General features: G+C 48.0%; 14 protein-coding genes and 1 tRNA gene. 14 read left to right on the top strand and 1 reads right to left on the bottom strand.

Translation table 11 applies throughout. The features are described from left to right. Window positions 1-211 precede the first annotated feature (211 nt). A complete protein-coding gene (gene lptF, locus ACLBVC_RS22985) occupies window positions 212-1,306 on the top strand; it encodes an LPS export ABC transporter permease LptF (protein ID WP_410151556.1) in 1,095 nt (364 codons plus the stop codon). After that, a complete protein-coding gene (lptG, locus tag ACLBVC_RS22980) occupies window positions 1,306-2,376 on the top strand; it encodes an LPS export ABC transporter permease LptG (protein ID WP_195815609.1) in 1,071 nt (356 codons plus the stop codon). Before lptF ends, lptG begins: the two co-directional genes overlap by 1 nt. A 76-nt stretch (window positions 2,377-2,452) precedes the next feature. On the opposite strand, the gene ampH is transcribed toward lptG, so the two are convergent. Next, window positions 2,453-3,592 (bottom strand): D-alanyl-D-alanine-carboxypeptidase/endopeptidase AmpH, encoded by a 1,140-nt coding sequence (gene ampH, locus ACLBVC_RS22975; RefSeq protein ID WP_410151555.1) that lies wholly within the window; start codon window positions 3,590-3,592, stop codon window positions 2,453-2,455. 219 nt (window positions 3,593-3,811) lie between these two features. On the opposite strand from ampH, the gene ACLBVC_RS22970 reads away from it, so the two are divergent. From ACLBVC_RS22970 to ACLBVC_RS22915, 12 genes are all read left to right on the top strand, one after another. Further along, window positions 3,812-3,896 (top strand) — tRNA-Leu (locus ACLBVC_RS22970). A 199-nt stretch (window positions 3,897-4,095) separates the two neighbouring features. After that, window positions 4,096-5,355 carry a tyrosine-type recombinase/integrase gene (locus ACLBVC_RS22965; RefSeq protein WP_410151554.1) on the top strand — a complete coding sequence of 420 codons (1,260 nt, stop codon included), beginning with the start codon at window positions 4,096-4,098 and terminating at the stop codon, window positions 5,353-5,355. A gap of 473 nt (window positions 5,356-5,828) precedes the next feature. Next, a complete protein-coding gene (locus ACLBVC_RS22960; RefSeq protein WP_410151553.1) occupies window positions 5,829-6,095 on the top strand; it encodes a hypothetical protein in 267 nt (88 codons plus the stop codon). Window positions 6,096-6,151: 56 nt separating this feature from the next. Continuing rightward, entirely contained in the window at window positions 6,152-6,730 is a 579-nt protein-coding gene (locus ACLBVC_RS22955) for a restriction endonuclease subunit S (protein ID WP_410151552.1), read from the top strand. Window positions 6,731-6,736: 6 nt separating this feature from the next. Then, window positions 6,737-8,260 carry a type I restriction-modification system subunit M gene (locus ACLBVC_RS22950; RefSeq protein ID WP_410151551.1) on the top strand — a complete coding sequence of 508 codons (1,524 nt, stop codon included), beginning with the start codon at window positions 6,737-6,739 and terminating at the stop codon, window positions 8,258-8,260. Continuing rightward, the gene (locus tag ACLBVC_RS22945; RefSeq protein ID WP_410151550.1) at window positions 8,250-9,410 is read left to right on the top strand and encodes a restriction endonuclease subunit S; all 1,161 of its coding nucleotides are present in this window, start codon (window positions 8,250-8,252) and stop codon (window positions 9,408-9,410) included. Before ACLBVC_RS22950 ends, ACLBVC_RS22945 begins: the two co-directional genes overlap by 11 nt. Continuing rightward, window positions 9,407-10,453, top strand: a complete 1,047-nt coding sequence (locus ACLBVC_RS22940; protein WP_410151549.1) for a virulence RhuM family protein — start codon at window positions 9,407-9,409, stop codon at window positions 10,451-10,453. The genes ACLBVC_RS22945 and ACLBVC_RS22940 overlap by 4 nt, the downstream gene beginning before the upstream one ends. Further along, window positions 10,450-13,728 (top strand): type I restriction endonuclease subunit R, encoded by a 3,279-nt coding sequence (locus ACLBVC_RS22935; protein ID WP_410151548.1) that lies wholly within the window; start codon window positions 10,450-10,452, stop codon window positions 13,726-13,728. The genes ACLBVC_RS22940 and ACLBVC_RS22935 overlap by 4 nt, the downstream gene beginning before the upstream one ends. A gap of 18 nt (window positions 13,729-13,746) precedes the next feature. Then, a complete protein-coding gene (locus ACLBVC_RS22930; RefSeq protein ID WP_410151572.1) occupies window positions 13,747-14,466 on the top strand; it encodes a M48 family metallopeptidase in 720 nt (239 codons plus the stop codon). Between the two features lie 59 nt (window positions 14,467-14,525). Then, the gene (locus ACLBVC_RS22925) at window positions 14,526-15,155 is read left to right on the top strand and encodes a hypothetical protein (protein WP_410151547.1); all 630 of its coding nucleotides are present in this window, start codon (window positions 14,526-14,528) and stop codon (window positions 15,153-15,155) included. Window positions 15,156-15,302: 147 nt separating this feature from the next. Beyond that, window positions 15,303-17,129 (top strand): DUF262 domain-containing protein, encoded by a 1,827-nt coding sequence (locus ACLBVC_RS22920; RefSeq protein WP_410151546.1) that lies wholly within the window; start codon window positions 15,303-15,305, stop codon window positions 17,127-17,129. Further along, entirely contained in the window at window positions 17,116-19,326 is a 2,211-nt protein-coding gene (locus ACLBVC_RS22915) for a DUF262 domain-containing protein (protein WP_410151545.1), read from the top strand. The genes ACLBVC_RS22920 and ACLBVC_RS22915 overlap by 14 nt, the downstream gene beginning before the upstream one ends. Window positions 19,327-19,568 lie beyond the last annotated feature (242 nt).

The raw sequence follows: 19,568 nt of genomic DNA, 5'->3' as shown, positions 1-19,568 counted from the left end.
CCGTCATTGTGTTAACGACCTGTGTTAACCTTAAACGGCGTTAGTTTTTATTTTGGCGGCTATAAGCAAGTTCCTATAGGACACCCCAAATCTCGGTGTTGTAATACTATTTTAGCTGCGAAGGTTGCCATATGATGAGAATAAATGACGGATTAGCGATGAAACTAGCGATTTTCCTTCAAAAAGACAAGTTTTCACAGGCGTATTAAGCGTGATCATCATTAGATATCTGGTTAGGGAAACCTTCAAGAGCCAATTTGCCATTCTGTTCATTTTACTTCTTATCTTCTTCTGTCAGAAGCTGGTCAGAGTGCTTGGAGCAGCGGTCGATGGCGATATCCCAACAAATTTAGTTCTGTCACTTCTGGGTTTAGGTATTCCGGAAATGGCGCAGCTTATTCTTCCACTCAGCCTGTTCCTCGGTCTGCTGATGACGTTCGGCCGGTTATATACCGACAGCGAAATTACCGTCATGCATGCGTGCGGCCTTGGAAAACGTTCACTGGTTATCGCAGCGCTGGTTTTGGGGCTGTTTACGTCCTTTTTCGCCGGGATCAACGCCATCTGGCTGAGCCCCTGGTCGTCAAAACATCAGGACGCGGTTCTGGCGGAAGCGAAAGCTAACCCGAGCATGGCGGCGATGGTTGAAGGCCAGTTCCAGCAGGCACAGAACGGCAATGCGGTTCTGTTTGTCGGCAGTGTGAAAGGCAAAGAATTCCATAACGTTTTCCTCGCGCAGTTACGCCCGAACGGCAACCAGCGACCTTCCGTCGTGGTGGCAGATAAAGGCCATATGTTGCAACGTGCGGACGGTTCTCAGCAGGTGATGCTCGACAAAGGGACGCGCTATGAGGGCACCGCGCTGCTGCGTGACTTCCGCGTTACAGACTTCACCGATTATCTGGCCGTTATCGGGCATCAGGCGGTTCAGCTTGATCCGAACGAGTCTGACCAGATGACGATGACCCAGCTCTGGCAATCTTCAGAACCCGATGCCCGCGCAGAGCTGAACTGGCGCTTAACGTTAATTGTTTCGGTCTTCATCATGGCATTGCTGGTGGTGCCGCTCAGCGTGGTCAATCCGCGTCAGGGCCGCGTTCTCAGTATGTTGCCGGCCATTTTGCTGTACCTGATTTTCTTCCTGCTGCAAACCTCGCTGCGCTCTAACGGTGCGAAAGGTAAGCTGGATCCGATGATCTGGATGTGGGGGACGAACCTGCTCTACTTCGGGCTGGCATTGATTCTGAATGCATGGGATACCTTGCCGGTTCGTAAGGTCCGCGCGCGTCTGAGAGGAGCTGCCTGATGTTTGGCGTATTAGACCGGTACATTGGTCGCACTATCTTTAACACCATCATGATGACGCTCTTCATGCTGGTGTCGCTCTCGGGCATCATCAAATTTGTCGATCAGTTGCGTAAAGTCGGGCAGGGTGGATATTCCGCTGCGGGCGCGGGGTTGTACACCTTGCTGAGCGTGCCGAAGGATGTCGAAATCTTCTTCCCGATGGCCGCATTGCTCGGTGCATTGCTGGGTCTGGGCACGCTGGCCACGCGCAGTGAACTTGTGGTGATGCAGGCTTCCGGTTTTACCCGTATGCAAATTGCTGCATCGGTGATGAAAACCGCTATCCCGCTGGTATTGCTGACCATGGCGATCGGCGAATGGGTTGCGCCGCAGGGCGAACAGATGGCGCGTAACTACCGTGCGCAGCAGATGTACGGCGGTTCGCTGCTTTCCACCCAGAACGGTCTCTGGGCGAAAGATGGTCACGACTTTATCTATATAGAACGTGTTGCGGGTGAAAATGAGCTCACCGGCGTCAACATCTATCACTTCGATAAAGAGAATAAGCTTCAGTCGGTACGTTATGCGTCTTCAGCCACCTTCGATAAAGGCGTGTGGAATCTTTCTCAGGTGGATGAATCAGACCTGACGGATAATCTGCAAATCACCGGTTCCCAGACGCTGACTGGCGTGTGGAAAACGAACCTGACGCCTGACAAACTGGGCGTTGTGGCACTCGATCCGGACGCGTTATCGATAAGCGGCCTGCATAATTACGTGAAGTATCTGAAGCAAAGCGGGCAGGAAGCTAAACGGTATCAGCTGAACATGTGGAGCAAAATTTTCTCGCCACTGTCGGTTGCCGTGATGATGCTGATGGCGCTCTCGTTCATCTTTGGGCCGCTGCGCAGCGTACCGATGGGTGTACGTGTGGTGACCGGAATTTGCTTCGGTTTCCTGTTCTACGTGCTCGACCAGATTTTCGGGCCGTTAAGCCTGGTTTATAACATTCCGCCAATCCTTGGCGCATTGTTACCGAGCGGATTGTTCTTCGTCATCAGCATGTTCCTACTGCTAAAAAAACGCTAAATCTGACAATCCGGATAAACAAAAAGCAGGCAATGCCTGCTTTTTTTTACGTCTGCAATCCGGGCTAACCTCGCCATCAGATCTCGTTATTACGCACCAGATCGGCCACCAGATCGTTCACACCATCGCTCATATTCTTGAACTTGGTCAGCTCGCTGCGGGTAACCACCACGAACACGCCGACACCACGCTGCGGAACCATCGCGACATACGTGATAAAGCCACCACCGCCGCCGGTTTTCTGGATAATTCGCGGTAGCAAAGGCGTTGGCGCCATCGTTACCCAGCCCATTCCAAGTGAATCCGCCATGCCCGGCACATCCATCCCTTTCAGCGAGACCAGATCGGTACGCTTATAATACATCTTCTGCGCCATTTCAGCCGTGGTGGTGCGTTGCCCGAGGAACTGACGCATCCAGCGGCCCATATCGGCAGGCGTGGAATAAATGCCACCGCTGCCCGCGGCCGCAATGGTGTTAATGCAAGGGCTTGGGTGCAGACCTTCCATCAGGCGCGAACATTGGCTGGCGTTCGGCGTCAGAGTTGTATCCACCATACCTAAGGGCTGCGTTATCTGATCGCGCAACAGTTGCGTATATGGCTGATTGGCGGCTTTGGATAACGCATCGGAAAGCAGGTCAAAGGCCAGATTAGAGTAAGACGCACGTGCGCCAGGCGGAGTGGTCATTTTGGCCACGCTCAGCCAGCTCCAGCGATCGCTTTTTGTCGGCCAGGTAAAGACCGCGCGATTCGCCGCACCGCCCGGCTGCTCACGCGGCAGGCCACTGGTGTGCGTCGCCAGATTCAGCAGGGTAATCGGATTTGTGCTGCTGTAAGAAGGTACCCGTGCACCGGCTGGCGCATATTTACGCAACGGATCGTTAATGCGGACTTTGCCCTGCTGTGCCATTTTGACCAGCACTTCGCTGGTAATCAGCTTGGTCAGGGAAGCAATGCGAACGACTGAGTCTTCACGCGGACGCAGGTCAGAGCCGGGACGCGTCTCCCCGAAACTGCGGAACACCTGCTGATTGTTATCCACCACCACCAGCGCCATTCCCATCGCGCCGCTGCCGTAAAAGATGTGTTCTGCATGGTCATCCACGACCTGCGACGCCAGACGCGCATTTTGCTGCGCGTGGCTCCATAAAGGCGTACTGGCAAAAGCCAGCGCGAGGAGCGAAAGGGAGAGTTTTTTTAACAAGCGGGTATCCATCAACAGGCCATAAACTATTCGTGTTTTGTATACTAATGCGAAGTTTAAAAATCAGCATTGGAAAAACGAGCACAAACGGAAGATTTTTGTCAGCAAAATCCCGCCACCTTGCGCCTGATGTCTGTTTTTTCAACACTTAAACCGAACAACGCCGGATAACTATTGCGTGACACGCTGGGCTGGGTATAATGCCCACGTTTTCCGCATACTACTTTCAGTGCCGAAGTGGCGAAATCGGTAGACGCAGTTGATTCAAAATCAACCATCGAAAGATGTGCCGGTTCGATTCCGGCCTTCGGCACCAACAGTATGTAAATAGACCTCAACTGAGGTCTTTTTTTATGCCTAAAATCCAGTTCCCGCAAGGCTTTGCCCCGCTTTTCAGTCAACCAACGTCAATCTGACTTACCCCACATCAACATGCTTGTGAGTATAGAACCGAGTATATATGCTGGTTCGATAATACTTATATACTCACGGCAGCATATGGAAGGATTACCATCATGGCCCTGACTGATACCAAGGTGCGTTCGGCAAAACCAGAAGCAAAGGAATACTCGCTAGTAGACGGCGATGGCATGTTTTTGTTGATACACCCTAACGGCTCCAAATACTGGCGTTTCCGCTTTCGCTTTGGCGGCAAGCAACACCTGATGGCCTTTGGCGTTTATCCAGAGACATCCCTTGCTGATGCCAGACATAAACGAGAGGCTGCCAGAAAATTGGTTGCGGCAGGCATCGATCCTCGTGAACAAAAGCGAGCAGTAAAAGAAGAGTTGGCTAAAGAAGTCTTCACTTTCGAAGTGGTTGCCAGAGAATGGCATGCGACTAATAAGAAGTGGTCAAAAGATCACAGCCATCGAGTTTTGAAAACCCTGGAAGATTTTCTTTTCCCGGCCATCGGTAAACACAATATCACTGAACTTAAGACTCGAGATTTACTGGCACCCATAAAAGCCGTGGAGAAGTCTGGACGTCTTGAGGTGGCTTCGCGTCTGCAACAGCGCACAACAGCAATCATGCGCTATGCCGTACAAAGCGGTTTGACCGACTACAATCCCGCGCAGGAAATGGCTGGAGCCGTCGCTACAGCAAAACGACAACATCGCCCCGCCTTAGAACTTAGCCGTACTTCTGAGCTACTTCACCGTATCGATACCTACACCGGCAGACCGCTCACTCGGTTAGCTATAGAGATGACGCTACTGGTATTTATCCGTTCAAGTGAACTGCGCTTCGCACGTTGGTCAGAGATCGACTTCGAGACAGCAATGTGGACGATACCGGCGGATCGCGAACCATTGGAAGGCGTTAAGCATTCTCACCGTGGATCTAAGATGCGAACGCCGCATCTGGTACCTTTATCCCGGCAGGCACTTGCAGTCCTTGAGAAAATAAAACGACTAAATGGCAATCGCGATTTAATTTTCGTTGGCGATCATGACCCGCGTAAACCGATGAGTGAAAACACGGTCAACAATGCACTCCGGGTGATGGGCTACGATACGAAAGTGGAAGTCTGTGGCCATGGTTTTAGAACCATGGCATGTAGTTCATTGATTGAGTCGGGGATGTGGTCTAAGGATGCGGTCGAGCGGCAGATGAGTTACCAGGAACGTAACTCTGTGCGTGCGTCTTACATTCATAAGGCAGAGCACTTGGATGAACGCAGGCTAATGCTGCAATGGTGGGCTGATTTTCTGGATGCGAATCGGGAGAAGGGTGTTAGCCCGTTTGACTTTGCTAAGTTGAAGACTGAGTAAATTTAGCATACGAGAAGGATTCGGTCTCCACCAAACCCAAAGCCATTTGTGGCATGTATAAATATGCGCCCTATCTGGAGGGATGACGAGAGATGGTACACGTGTATAGGATAATCTTGCGTCAATGTAGAATGATGTTACACAGATTATTGAACAAAAATGCATAAAAGTGTGCAGGTTATAAAAATACTTGCGCATGTTTCATTCATGTTCGATTATTTTTTTTGATTTAAAATCAATCGCTTGAGTCGTAAGAAGTTTGTTTTTTTGCACCTGATTTACGATCATGCATTTCTGTAGGCCTGCTACTGCATTATTTTGTACTTTACATTCTGATCTTTTTGCTCAATTATAGCTTCACCACATCACTTTTAACTCTGTACATTAACTACAGAGTTGAGTGGCGAGGTGCGACAGACTGCAATCTGTCGCGTTGACTCAAACCCAAACGTCTAAATTAGGAGATCAAATCTATGGCAGCTTATCAAATTTCTTACGATCTGCGAAAGCAGAAAGATTATGCCTCGCTCATTGAGCGCATCAAGTCTTATGGGGCCTGGTGTCATCCTCTGGAATCAACTTGGATTATCGTCACCACTCAAACAGCAACTCAGGTTCGCGATTATCTCACAGCCGTTATGGATAGCGATGATGGTTTACTCGTCACTGGTTTGCGGGGAGACGGTGCGTGGTATGGGCTTTCCGACAATATCTCTCGATGGCTTAAAAACAACTTATAATCGCCACGCTTAAGAAATAGATGCGCCAGGGATGGTGCAATGAATCAGGGGCCCGTATGCCAACATCTTTAAAACAGTTAGGCCAAATTGCAGGCATCCGTTCAGGCCACACTCTAAGGGGAGCAATCACGCCGGACCCTGAAGGAGATGTGCGTCTGTTACAGATTAAAGATCTCGATCAGGACTGGCAGTTCGATAACAAAGCACTACCTACTGCTGTATGGGAACAACGCATCGCTCCCCCATTTCTTGAACAGGGGGAGATTGTCGTTGCGGCCAGAGGGAATCGTAATCTGGCAGTTGTCTATCGTGGTGAGATTCCTGTGGTTGCTACCAGCCAGTTCCTAATTGTTAGCCTCAGAAGACAAGAGCGTGAGATTGTCCCCGAATACCTGTGCTGGCTGTTAAACCATCCGATGATTCAGCAAGAGTTTCATCGGAGTGGTACCAATATTCAGTTAATAACTAAATCAGCGCTGCTGGATGTCGCTATCCCGGTTCCGCCTCTTGAAACTCAATTACAGCTTATCGGGCTCCAACGTGTATGGCAGAAAGAAGATTTACTTATCAAGAGGTTACAGAAAAATCGCCATCAGCTTGAGCTTGGTATTTTGCAAAAACTACTTAAGGATTAACTTGTTATGAGTAATATGATCGATCAAGACCGCATCAACCGCGTGCTATGGGGCGTATGTGACACTTTCCGTGGCACCATTAGCCCTGATACTTACAAAGATTTCATCCTTACTATGCTGTTTCTGAAGTACATTTCGGATGTCTGGCAGGATCACTATGATGGCTACAAAGCCCAGTATGGCGATGAACCAGAGCTGATTGAAGAGATGATGAAGAACGAACGCTTTGTACTACCGAAAGATGCTAGCTTTTATGCTCTCTATAATAGTCGAAGTGAGGCGGGTAACGGTGAACGTATCGATATAGCTCTACACGCAATTGAAGAAGCTAACGGCACTAAGCTGAAAGATGGTAGCAAGAGCGTGTTCCAGGAAATTTCATTTAATACCAATAAGCTTGGTGATGAAAAACAAAAGAATCTGATTTTGAAGCAGCTACTCGAAGATTTTACTCATCCAGAGCTGAATCTTAAGCCCAGCCGGGTTGGGGGATTAGATGTAATTGGTAACGCTTATGAGTATTTGATTGGCAAGTTTGCTGCTAACAGCGGGCAGAAAGCTGGAGAGTACTATACGCCACCTGAAGTGTCAGATCTGCTCGCGGCGTTGCTTGACCCACAGCCAGGGGAATCTATCTGTGACCCAACCTGTGGTTCTGCTTCGCTTTTGATGAAATGTGGCAAGTGGGTGGCTAAACAGCACCATAGCAAAAACTATGAGCTTTATGGTCAGGAGGCAATTGGTTCCACCTGGTCGCTGGCTAAAATGAATATGTTTCTGCACGGCGAGGATAACCACAAAATTGAGTGGGGTGATACGATCCGCAACCCCAAGCTGCTTGATAAAAATGCCAATCTGATGCTGTTTGATGTGGTCACCGCTAACCCACCTTTCTCATTGGAGAAATGGGGGATTGATGATGTATCTGATGATCATTTTGGTCGTTTCCGTCGTGGTCTGCCCCCTAAAACCAAGGGCGACTATGCGTTCATCTTGCATATGATCGAAACCATGAAGCCGAAATCCGGACGAATGGGAGTGGTAGTGCCTCATGGCGTGCTGTTCCGTGGTTCGAGCGAAGGTAAAATCCGCCAGAAATTGATTGAAGAAAACTTGCTTGATGCGGTGATTGGGTTACCCGAAAAGCTATTTTTTGGTACCGGTATCCCCGCAGCAATTCTGATTTTCAAAAAGCAGAAAGTTGACGATAACGTGTTGTTTATCGATGCCAGCCATGATTTTAAGTCAGGTAAAAATCAAAACCAGCTAAGTCCGGAAAATATTGCCAAAATCGTTAAAACCTACTGCAATGGCGATAACGTCGAAAAATATGGTTATCTTGCCAGCCTGCAAGAGATCCGCGACAACGATTACAATCTAAATATTCCCCGCTATGTCGATACCTTTGAAGAAGAAAAGGAAATTGACCTGATGGCTATCCAAACTGAGCGCAAACAACTGCAATCGCAATTGGCTGAGCTGGAAGTGGAGATGGCGAAATATCTTGAGGAGTTAGGTTATGGTGCCTGAAGAATGGAAGAAAGATATTTTAGGGAATCTCTTTGAGTTTAAAAATGGTTTAAATGCTGAAAAAGAGCAATATGGTAGTGGCTATAAGTTTGTAAATGTCATGGATGTCTTTGGAAATGATATTCTCATAGAATCTAAAATTATTGGTCGCGTTCAGGTCTCAGATAAACAGCTTGGCGACTACCAGTTGAAGTATGGCGATGTACTGTTTAATCGAACTTCAGAAACATTTGAAGAAATTGCAATGGCGGCAGTATATCTAGATAAAGCTGTTGCCACTTTTGGTGGCTTTGTAATTAGAGGTCGTCCTAAGTCAAATGAAATTTCTCCTGATTTTTCAGCTTTTTTATTTCAAGCATCTGGTTTTAGAACACAAGCAATTAAGCTAGGTCAAGGTGCTGTCCGAGCCAATATTGGGCAAAAAGACTTAGCTAAAGTTAGCATTTTAGTACCCCCTATCAGAGAGCAGAAGAAAATCGCCCAAGTCCTTTCTACCTGGGATAAGGCGATCGCTACCACTGAAAAACTGCTTGCCAATAGCCAGCAGCAGAAAAAAGCACTGATGCAGCAATTGCTTACAGGAAAGAAGCGTTTCTCAGAATTTAAGGGGGATTTGAAGCACGTAGAGTTAGGTTCCCTTCTGGAATATAAACAGCCTACCCCCTATTTAGTAAAGTCAACCGATTATAATAACGATTATGAAACTCCAGTTCTTACTGCTGGGAAAACATTTATTCTTGGCTATACCAATGAATTGGAAGGTATATATAAAGATAAATTACCCGTGATAATTTTTGATGATTTCACAACAGCTAGTAAGTTTGTTGATTTCCCTTTCAAAGCAAAATCAAGCGCAATGAAAATCCTTACGGCAAGAGATAGTGTTTCTATAAAGTATGTATTCGAAGCTATGCAGATGTTTGATTTTACAATTGGGGGGCATCAACGTCACTGGATATCTATCTTTTCTAATCTAGTAATAGCTATCCCTGAGATAGTTGAACAACAAAAGATCGCTTCTGTTCTCTCAACTGCAGATTTTGAGATCGAAACTCTAAAACAACAACTCAACCACCTAAAACAAGAAAAAAAAGCCCTGATGCAGCAACTGCTTACCGGTAAACGCCGGGTTAAGGTGGACGCCGCATGACTGATAAACACTTACCTCAACCTCCAGCAGGTGAATTCCTGCTGTTCCAAAGCGAAGATGGTCGCGCACGTGTTGAATGCCGCTTTCAGTCAGATACGCTTTGGCTCACTCAGGCATCCATGGCTGAGCTATACGATAAAGATGTTCGTACCATCAACGAACACCTGATCAACATCTTTTCCGAAGGTGAACTTGGTCAAAATTCAACTATCCGGAAATTCCGGATAGTTCGCCAGGAAGGAAAACGACAGGTTTCCAGAGAGATAGAGCACTACAGCCTCGAGGCCATATTGGCCGTTGGCTATCGTGTTCGCTCAGTTCGGGGGACTCAGTTCCGCCAGTGGGCCACGCAAACCCTGCAGGAATATCTTATTAAAGGGTTTGTGATGGATGACGAGCGGCTGAAGAATCCGCCCGTTGGCTCTTCTGTGGTGCCCGACTACTTCGACGAGATGCTGGAACGCATCCGCGATATTCGTGCCAGTGAGCGGCGAGTCTATCTGCGGGTTCGGGAAATTTTCGCGCTGGCTGCTGATTATCAACCGTCTCTTAAAGAGACCACGCTCTTCTTTCAAACCATCCAAAACAAACTGCACTTTGCCTGCACCGGGCGTACAGCCGCTGAGCTAATCCACCAGCGGGCAGATGCCAGCCAGCCCCATATGGGGCTCACCAGCTATAAAGGCAATGACGTGCGAAAAGGCGATGTCACAGTCGCTAAAAACTACCTGACCCAGAAAGAGGTCAGTGAGCTGAACCGGGTGGTGAATATGTGGCTGGACTATGCCGAAGATCAGGCTCTGCGCCGCCAGCAGGTCTTTTTGCAGGACTGGCAGGAGAAGCTGGATCAGTTCCTGCAGTTCAACGATCGCAATGTGCTAGAAGGTGCGGGTACTGTCAGTAAGAAAATGGCAGATGAAAAAGCTCAGTGTGAATATGCGAGATTTGCAGAGCAGCGGCGGTTATTAAAAGAGGCCGAGGGTGAAAAGGATATTACCGAGCTACTGCACTGGAAAGCCGATAAAGATAAGGGAACATCATGAGCATGCAAATCGCGCCAAAATTCCAGGAAGAGTACAGCGCCAAGCTTCCAGCGCTGGCTCTTTTGAGTAATTTAGGCTGGACCTATATTTCACCTCAGCAAGCCTTGTCTGCGCGAGCAAGCAAGGTAGACCAGGTGGTCCTAAACCAGATTTTGCGTGAACAGTTAGCCAAGAGGACGTTTATCTTTGCCGGTAAAGAGCATGCCATTTCTGACAAAGCGATTGATAGCCTGATTGCCGAAGTTAACAGTCCGGCATTAAACCAGGGATTGAACACCGCAAATGAGCACTTGTACAACCACCTGTTGTACGGCATTTCAGTGACGGAATTTATCGATGGCAAACGAGCTAACCCGACTATATCGCTGATCGACTGGAACAATCCGCAAAACAACAGCTTTGCTTTCACCGAAGAGTTCTGCGTGACACGTGCTAACGGTATTGAGGAGCGCAGGCCCGATATTGTCTGTTTTGTGAATGGTATTCCGTTGGTAGTCATCGAGGCAAAGCGCCCGGATGGCAATGCTAAAAAAGGGCCGACTATTGACGAAGGGATCTCTCAAAGTCTGCGAAACCAGCGTCATGATGAAATTCCGCGACTGTTTGCCTACAGCCAGATCTTATTGTCGATAAACGGCAATGATGGACGTTACGGCACTTGCGGGACACCGACCAAATTTTGGGCTACATGGCGGGAAGAAGATATCTCCGATCTGGAGATGCTTGCCATCAAAAACCGTAAGCTCACAGCACAGCAGATTGATTCAATCTTCAGCCACCGTCCGGTTGCATGCCTGGAATGGTATCAGAACCTGATTGCAGCGGGTGAGCTGGCTTTAACAGGCCAGGACCAACTGCTTATTAGCCTGTTGTTACCCGAGCGCCTGCTGGATATGGCCCGCTTCTTCACGCTGTTTGATAAGAGAGCCGGTAAAGTGATCGCCCGATACCAGCAGGTCTTCAGTATAAAACGGCTGCTACAGCGTATTGAAACGAAGAACCCTGATGGCAGCCGCAACGGTGGGGTTATCTGGCATACCACGGGTTCAGGTAAGTCACTGACGATGGTTTTCCTCAGCAAGGCGCTGATTCTGAGTGAAACTCTCAAGCAGTGTCGCATCGTAGTGGTGACCGATCGTGTCGATTTGGAAAACCAGCTCAGTCGCACCTTTATCTCAACGGGAGAACTGACCGGTAAAAGGGATAAAACCGATGCCATCGCCACCTCTGGCAAACGTTTGGCTGAACAGATAGGCAAAGGTACTGAGCGCATTCTCTTCTCGTTGATTCAGAAATTTAACACGGCCACCCGCCTGCCAGAGTGCGTGAATACCAGCCCCGATATCATTGTGCTAATTGATGAAGGCCACCGCAGCCATGGCGGCGAGAGTCATCAACGTATGAAGCTGGCTCTACCCAACGCGGCCTTTGTTGCTTTCACCGGTACGCCGTTGCTAAAAGATGATAAGACCACGAATAAATTTGGTCCCATCGTTCATGCTTACACCATGCAGCGTGCGGTGGAGGACAAGACTGTGACCCCGCTTCTCTACGAAGAGCGCCCGCCCGAGCTGAACGTTAATGAACGAGCTATAGATAGCTGGTTTGACCGTATCACCGAGGGGTTAACGGAAAAACAAAAAGCCGACTTGAAGCGTAAGTTTGCTAATAAAGGGCAGGTCTATAATGCTGACGATCGCATCCACCTTATTGCAATGGATATCGCCAACCATTTTGTCAAAAACATCGACGATGGCTTGAAGGGGCAACTCGCCTGTGACAGTAAAGCAGCAGCAATCAAATACAAAAAGTATCTTGATGAAGCCAGGTTGTTTGAGTCTGCCGTGGTGATTAGTTCGCCTGACACGCGTGAAGGGAATACCGAGGTGGATGAATCTGGTATCCCTGATGTGACCAAATGGTGGCAAGATAACGTCGGCTCTCAGGATGAACAGGTTTACACGCGCAATGTCATCGATCGTTTTGATAAAGATGATTCGCTGAAGCTACTAATTGTGGTCGATAAGTTACTTACCGGCTTTGATGAACCCAAAAATGCAGTACTTTACATCGATAAGCCGCTTAAAGGGCATAACCTCATTCAGGCAATTGCCCGCGTTAACCGCCTTCATCCCAAAAAGAAATTTGGTCTGTTAATCGATTATAGAGGCATCCTCAAAGAGCTGGATACCACCATTGAGGATTATCAGAAGCTGGCATCCCGCACACAGGGCGGTTTTGATATTGACGATCTGGTGGGCCTGTACGGCCAGATGAGTACGGAGTACAAGCGTCTTCCCCAGCTGTATAAAAATTTGTGGGCGATTTTCGCGGGTGTAAAAAACAAAAACGATATTGAGCAGCTGCGTCAGGTATTGGTGCCGCGCACGGAAGAAAAGTACGGCGAAATGGTTGATGTTCATCTTAAAGTCCGAGAAGACTTTTATGAGGCTCTCACACAATTTGCCAGCTGCCTGAAAGTGGCGTTGCAGTCGGCTACCTTCTTTGAGGATAAGAGTTTCAGCGAAGAAGACCGCCAGCATTATAAAGAGACGCTGAGGCAATTTACCAGCCTGCGCCAGTTGGTGAAGCAGGATGCCGGTGAGACAGTAGATTATGATCAGTACACTGAACAGGTTAAAAAGCTGCTGGATAAACACGTTGTTGGCGTAGAAGTCCGCGAGCCTGATGGAGTGTATGAAGTCAGCAAAATGGGACAACGGCCCGAAGAGTGGAGCGAGGATAAAACCCGCAACGAAACGGATATTATCAAAACTCGCGTAACCCGCATGATTGAGCAGGATTTACGTGATGATCCTTATGCCCAGGAAGCCTTCTCGAAGTTACTGCGTTTGGCTATTGAAGAGGCGGAAAAACTGTTTGATCACCCTCTCAAGCAGTACATGTTATTTCGTGAGTTTGAGGAGCAAGTACAAGATCGGCGGCTGAACGAAATACCCGACGTATTTGCTGGTAATCACCATGCACAGGCTTACTTTGGCGTATACAAAAAAGTACTGCCGGAGGTTTTTGCCGTTACCGATTCTCAGGTTATTGATAAATGGGTGAAGCTTGCTTTTGAAGTAGAACGGGCTGTTGATATCTCAGTGGCTGAGAACTCGATCAATCCGCAAAATATCGAGGCTGATATCCGCAAGAAGCTTCTACCGATGATGTTTAAAGAGTGTAAGGCAATCGGTGGCGGAATGGATCAGGCGAAAAAAATTGTGGAAATGATCGTCCAGATTACCCGTGTAGGGCTGAGCGGAGTTTAAAGCGTGGGTGAAAGAGCCATGAGCTTCATTTACGGTGATGAACGCATTACCTTCGAGCTTAAACCCCGACCGTTGGTGAATGGGCGCATTCTGATAAAAGTTCACCCTGACTGCCGGGTTGTGGTGTCCGCGCCTCAGGATACAGATGACCGACAGGTTCTGAACGCTGTTGAAAAGCGTGGGCGCTGGATCTATCAGCAGCTACGGGACTTCCGTAAGCAGCTGGAATATATAACTCCACGACAGTATATCAGCGGTGAGAGCCACTATTACCTGGGCAAACAGTACATGCTTAAGGTGATAGTGGCTCCCTCTGACACTCAGGGCGTAAAAATGTTGCGCGGAAAGCTGGAAGTCACTTTACGTCATAAGAGCGCTGAAAAGGTCCTACAGCTGCTGACTGACTGGTATAAAGCCCGTGCCCGGGAAGTATTCGCCAGACGGTTGAGTGCAATGCTGGAGCAAGCGTTATGGGTCAGTGGCTCACCGCCATTGCGAATTCTTTCCATGCAGACGCAGTGGGGAAGTTGTTCCCCCAATGGAAGGGTGACCCTGAATCCCAATCTGGTAAAGGCCCCGCGAGAGTGCATCGATTATGTTATCTTGCATGAGTTATGCCATCTGGCTGAGCACAACCATAGTGAACGCTTCTACCGGCTCATGGGGCAGGTAATGCCGGACTGGGAGAAGACCAAGAAGCGTTTGGATGGGATGGCTGGGATGATAATGACAAGCTAAACATAATGGCGTGCGGTGCTCTTCTATCCTGCAGCATCCATCGCTTGAGGGAGGAGGATATGGAAAAAATCATATGTGCACTGTGTAATACCGCAGTCGAAGTTACGGTGCTGTCCAGTCATTTGCTAACCAATCATGGCTGGAAGATGACACCTCATCTTGCTAAGCCGGTAGCTGAGGCACCGCTTATTGCCCATCAAACCTGCAAATGTCCAGTATGTAACGTTTCTCTCAAAGACGCGAAAAGATTAGAAAAGCATATAAATAAAGCCCATTCAGAAAGACGAAGCCCTTCTTCCATCAGTAGTAATCCTTCAAAGAAAAACAGTGTAACGACGATTTCCTATCAATGGGCGATGACTCAACCGCTCGATAAAAAATACTCCGCTGTAGTAGAGAAATTCGTTGCTGAAAAAACGTTATCTGAAATTGAAAAAGAAATAATGACCATCGTGAATGGCTATGATGCGGCGGATACTTCCAGACAGAGTTTGATGTCAGGGCGGCTCATTCTGCTTGCCCATACCAAGAAAAGACTTGCTGCAAAAAGCAAATCTAGCAAAAACAAGAAAGTAACGGCAAAGGGTAAAAAAAACAGAAATGCCAGTTCTCGAGACATCATGGACCAATACATTGGTGGGCGTAGAATTGTTGTATCCGGCGGTTTACCTTCCCTGGGAAAAAGATAATGTACCGCTGCGCACCATTTGCAAAAAACGAAGCAGGCCAAAGACCCTGCGTTTAAAATATCGGACTGTTAACGTTAATTATTACTGTTATAACTGACTTAAACTACTTAACATGCGGCCGGAAAAATCAGGCATGCAGGGAGGCACATGATCACGAGCAATGAACTTCTCCTTAGGCCAATTAGCGACCTGATGAAACAGCGTTTTTTCATACCCTCATACCAGCGGGGCTACCGCTGGACGCAAAGGCAGGTAACAGATCTGCTGGATGACATCGCGGAATTTCAGAAAAACAGCGAGTCAAGTTCCCGCAAAGCCTTCTACTGCCTACAGCCTGTTGTTATTAAGCAGTGTGGCGAAGAATGGGAATTGGTTGATGGTCAGCAGCGCCTGACAACTATCTGCATTATCCTTCATTATCTGAAGGACATTGCCGCTATGCTTGGACATTCAGGGTACTCTCTGCGCTATGAAACCCGCCCTGAAAGTGCAAGTTTCCTTAGCAATATCAATAGCGATCACGCAGATGATAATATTGATTTTTATCATATGAATCAGGCTCGGGAAGTAATAGACGCATGGTTCAGTTCACGACCGCCTGTCTATAAGTTCAGCTTTTTGCAGACTCTGCTGAATGATGATGAGGCCGGTAAAAATGTAAAAGTGATCTGGTATCAGCTAAGCGATCAGGCAAACGTGACTGAGGTCTTTTCCCGGCTTAATCGTGGAAAAATTCCGCTAACCAACGCAGAGCTGGTTAAAGCACTGTTGCTCAATGCCGGAAATTTCAGTCAGGTGACCGAACTCAGCGTTCGCTTTAATCAGCTCAGAATTTCGCAGGAGTGGGATGAAACGGAGCGCCGCCTTCAGCAGGAAGACTTCTGGTATTTCATCAGTAACCATACCCGTGAGAGTAACCGCATAGAGTTTATACTTGGCTTGGTTGCAGATTCATTAAAGTCAGGTATTTCCCGTCAGGATCCACACTACATCTTCCTGTCGTTCGCCCATTACCTGGAGGAAATGCATCAGGACCAGGATCGCATAGAAAAAGTGTGGCAGCTTATTAAACAGCGCTTTATGTTGCTGGATGAATGGTACCGTGGGCGCGTGACTTATCATCTTGTCGGCTATCTCATCAATAATAGTGAGAGCGTCATTCCACAGCTCATCAGCGAATCTGAAAGCTGCGAGAAAAAGTCAGAATTCATTACCGGACTAAAGAAAAGGATTCTGCGCATTGCTCTGCCGGGACTCGTGGGCTCGTTGAGCAGGGAGCGAACCGAGCGCAGCACTCAGATTGACGCCGCGCTATCCGCGCTGACCTATCCAGAGCGGTCGCTGCGTCCTGTGCTTCTGCTTTTCAATATTGCCATTTTGTTGACGAACAAAACATCCTCTACCTGTTTCCCGTTCCGGCATTACAAACTCGACGCCTGGGACATTGAGCACATTACTTCAGTCAGCTCGCAAATGCCGGAAAATATCAGCGGTCAGAAGGCCTGGATGGAAGTGATGCGAGAGCATTTCCGGCCTTTCGATATAGCGGAAGAGGAATCAGACACTACCCGATCAGCAAAGCATCTACTCTTTGATCGTGCGGGGGCGTTGCTTCAGGAGGAGCCCTTTGACAGTGAAAAATTTGAAGCCTATTTCAGCGATGTTCTGAATGAGTACAGCCGTATGCCGCAACAGGATAGGGATGACAGCATTGGAAACCTTACGCTTTTAGATCAGTCAACTAACAGAAGCTACCGCAATGCCATCTTTCCAGTTAAGCGGAATCGCATTATTGAAGCGGACAAGGCATCAACATTTGTTCCTCCCGGTACACGAAATGTATTTCTCAAATATTACAGTAGTAGCGTCCACGATATGACTTTCTGGAATGCTCAGGATCAGGATAGCTACCGACGCGCAATTACAGATGCGCTGACCGTATTTTTTGATGGAGCAACGTATGCAACAAGGTAAAACCATCACATTCGCCAGCTTATTCAGCGAAGTCAGCAACGTTGAGATCCCTATCATACAGCGTGATTATGCTCAGGGTCGCGAGGAGGCTTGGGAAATTCGCGATCAGTTTCTCCATTCGATCAGCCAAGCACTAACAGCTCCTGTTGATGCACTGCCGCTCGATCTCGATTTTATTTATGGAAACCTCAGCGCTGAGGAGAGTCCTACCCTTTCGGTCCTAGATGGTCAGCAGCGCCTTACGACTCTCTTCCTGCTGCACTGGTATCTGGCGAACAAAGAGTCGAAATATGCTGATTTCAGTGAACGATTCACTTATCAGGGCAAATCCCGTTTCACCTATCAGACCCGCACTGCCGCAACGGAGTTTTTCCATGCTCTGGTGCGAGCCGACAACAGTGGCCTAAAGTTTGCGGAGAATGCCCCCACTCTTCGGGAGCAGATAACGGATAGCAGCTGGTTTTATCACTCCTGGCTTCAGGACCCTACGGTCTCCGCCAGCCTGACGATGCTCAATGCGATTCAATCATGCTTCGGTGAAGTGCCGAGTGAGCTTTATGCAAAACTATGCAGTTCTGACTCCCGGCCAGTGGTATTCCAGTATCTGAACCTGTCCTCATTTGGACTTTCTGACGATCTCTATATCAAAATGAATTCGCGAGGAAAATCGCTTACTGATTTCGAAAATTTCAAAGCCTGGCTTTCAGGCAGAATTAGCCAGCAGCCCGGTGCTGTGACCGTTGGTGAGAAAATCGATCAGGCCTGGACCGATATGTTCTGGAGCCTGAGCAAAAAAAGGACCGAAAGCTTTGATACCCTCTTTCTACGCTTTTTTAAGCGGATGGCGTTTCTTCTTGAATGCAGTCAGTCATCTGAACCTGCATATCTGTTGGCAAATCTAAATACGGCTTGGTTCAACACCCTGAGAAGCACCCGTGAAGGTTTTAGTTCCTCAGAATTTGAAGCGAGGGATACCTTCAACCCTAGGAACATTCAGATCCTCTCATCCATACTAGATTTTCTTTGCTCTTCGCACGTAACCCGTGAACACCGTAGCTTGCTGATGGAATTTCTGACGGGCTCTGACTTACTCGGAGCATGCCGTTTTTATGCACTCTGTGCATTTATTACTGCCAAGAGATCGTCCATCGATGTCCGCTTCGCTGAGCAGCACGCTCAATGGAGCCGTGTCACCGATAACTTCCTTTACACCATGCGTATTGACAGTAATCAAGTTGCAGTGGGGATTATTCGTTCACTTGATGAATTGGCCCCCTATGCTGATGACATATACAGCTGTCTTCGTACAGTTGAAGTTCGACTGGGTTTTAACGAGCAGTGGGATGAAGAAGCCCTTAAAGCAAAGCTGATTATTCTGGATAGTGCATGGGAGCCTGCCTTAATTCGGGCAGAATCTCATCCTCATCTTAAAGGTCGCATAAGGGGGCTGCTCAAGGGGGCCAAAACTGCTGAGAATAGCGGTTACGATCTTACCCGATTTATATCTCTGACAGAGAAAACCTATTGGGTCCTTAACGAAAAGGTTCTGCATAACTACGAGCACCTACTTGAACGTGCGCTGCTGTCACTGGGAGACTATCTTATATGGCAGAAAGGACAACGATACACATTTTGCCTGCCTTCGCATCAGTCTTGGCGTGAGCGTAATGAGAACTGGCTGAGGGTGACAGAGAAAAGCGTGTTTATTGAGCTGCTGGATAAGCTAAATAAAAAAGAAGATATGTCAAATACGCTCCGAGAAATTATTCAGAAAGCAAACCCAGGCGGCTGGCGTGAACTGGTCGTGAAAGACCCTGAGACCATTCGCTATTGTTCGGAAAGAATTATCGACAAGTTAGATAACCAAGTGTATCTGCTAAGTAAGACAAACCTTCGCGGCTATTTCCGGGAGCTGCACAGTTGGGTGCTCTCGAAAAGGTTGTTGGCCCTTCTTCGCAAAGAGGATGGAAACGCGCCTTTCACTGCCGTGACCTATCACTCGGTCTATGGTGATGCATGGCCATGTATCGAGCTTACAGTAAGTGAAGAGGAAACGTTCTTTATCGCGCATGAGAACGGAGTATGGTTTGACTGTAACAATGTGGATGAGGAGGGTGAGCCGCTCCCACTCCCATCCTTCTTTAAACCACTGGTAGATAAGTTGATGCATGAAGCGGATACTGTTTCCAGAAACTGACGCGGTGCTGCTGACTGTGACAAGACTAGGGGAACGGGAAAATCCGGCATATCACTTTAATGCCACACATATTTCCTTGGGTTATTTTATAACCTGTGGCGGTTAATGAGCCGCTAGAAATATAGGCTCATTAACCGCTCGCTTCATACCAATGCAAGCGTCTCTTACAAATCTCCGATACTGCAGCAGTAGTTTTTCTGCCGGTTCACTTCTTAGATGCTGTAGATACCGGCCTGACACTT

Source organism: Rahnella selenatireducens, from assembly GCF_046449555.1.
GTDB classification, from domain to species: domain Bacteria; phylum Pseudomonadota; class Gammaproteobacteria; order Enterobacterales; family Enterobacteriaceae; genus Rahnella; species Rahnella selenatireducens.
This window is presented reverse-complemented; position numbering and strand designations above follow the sequence as displayed.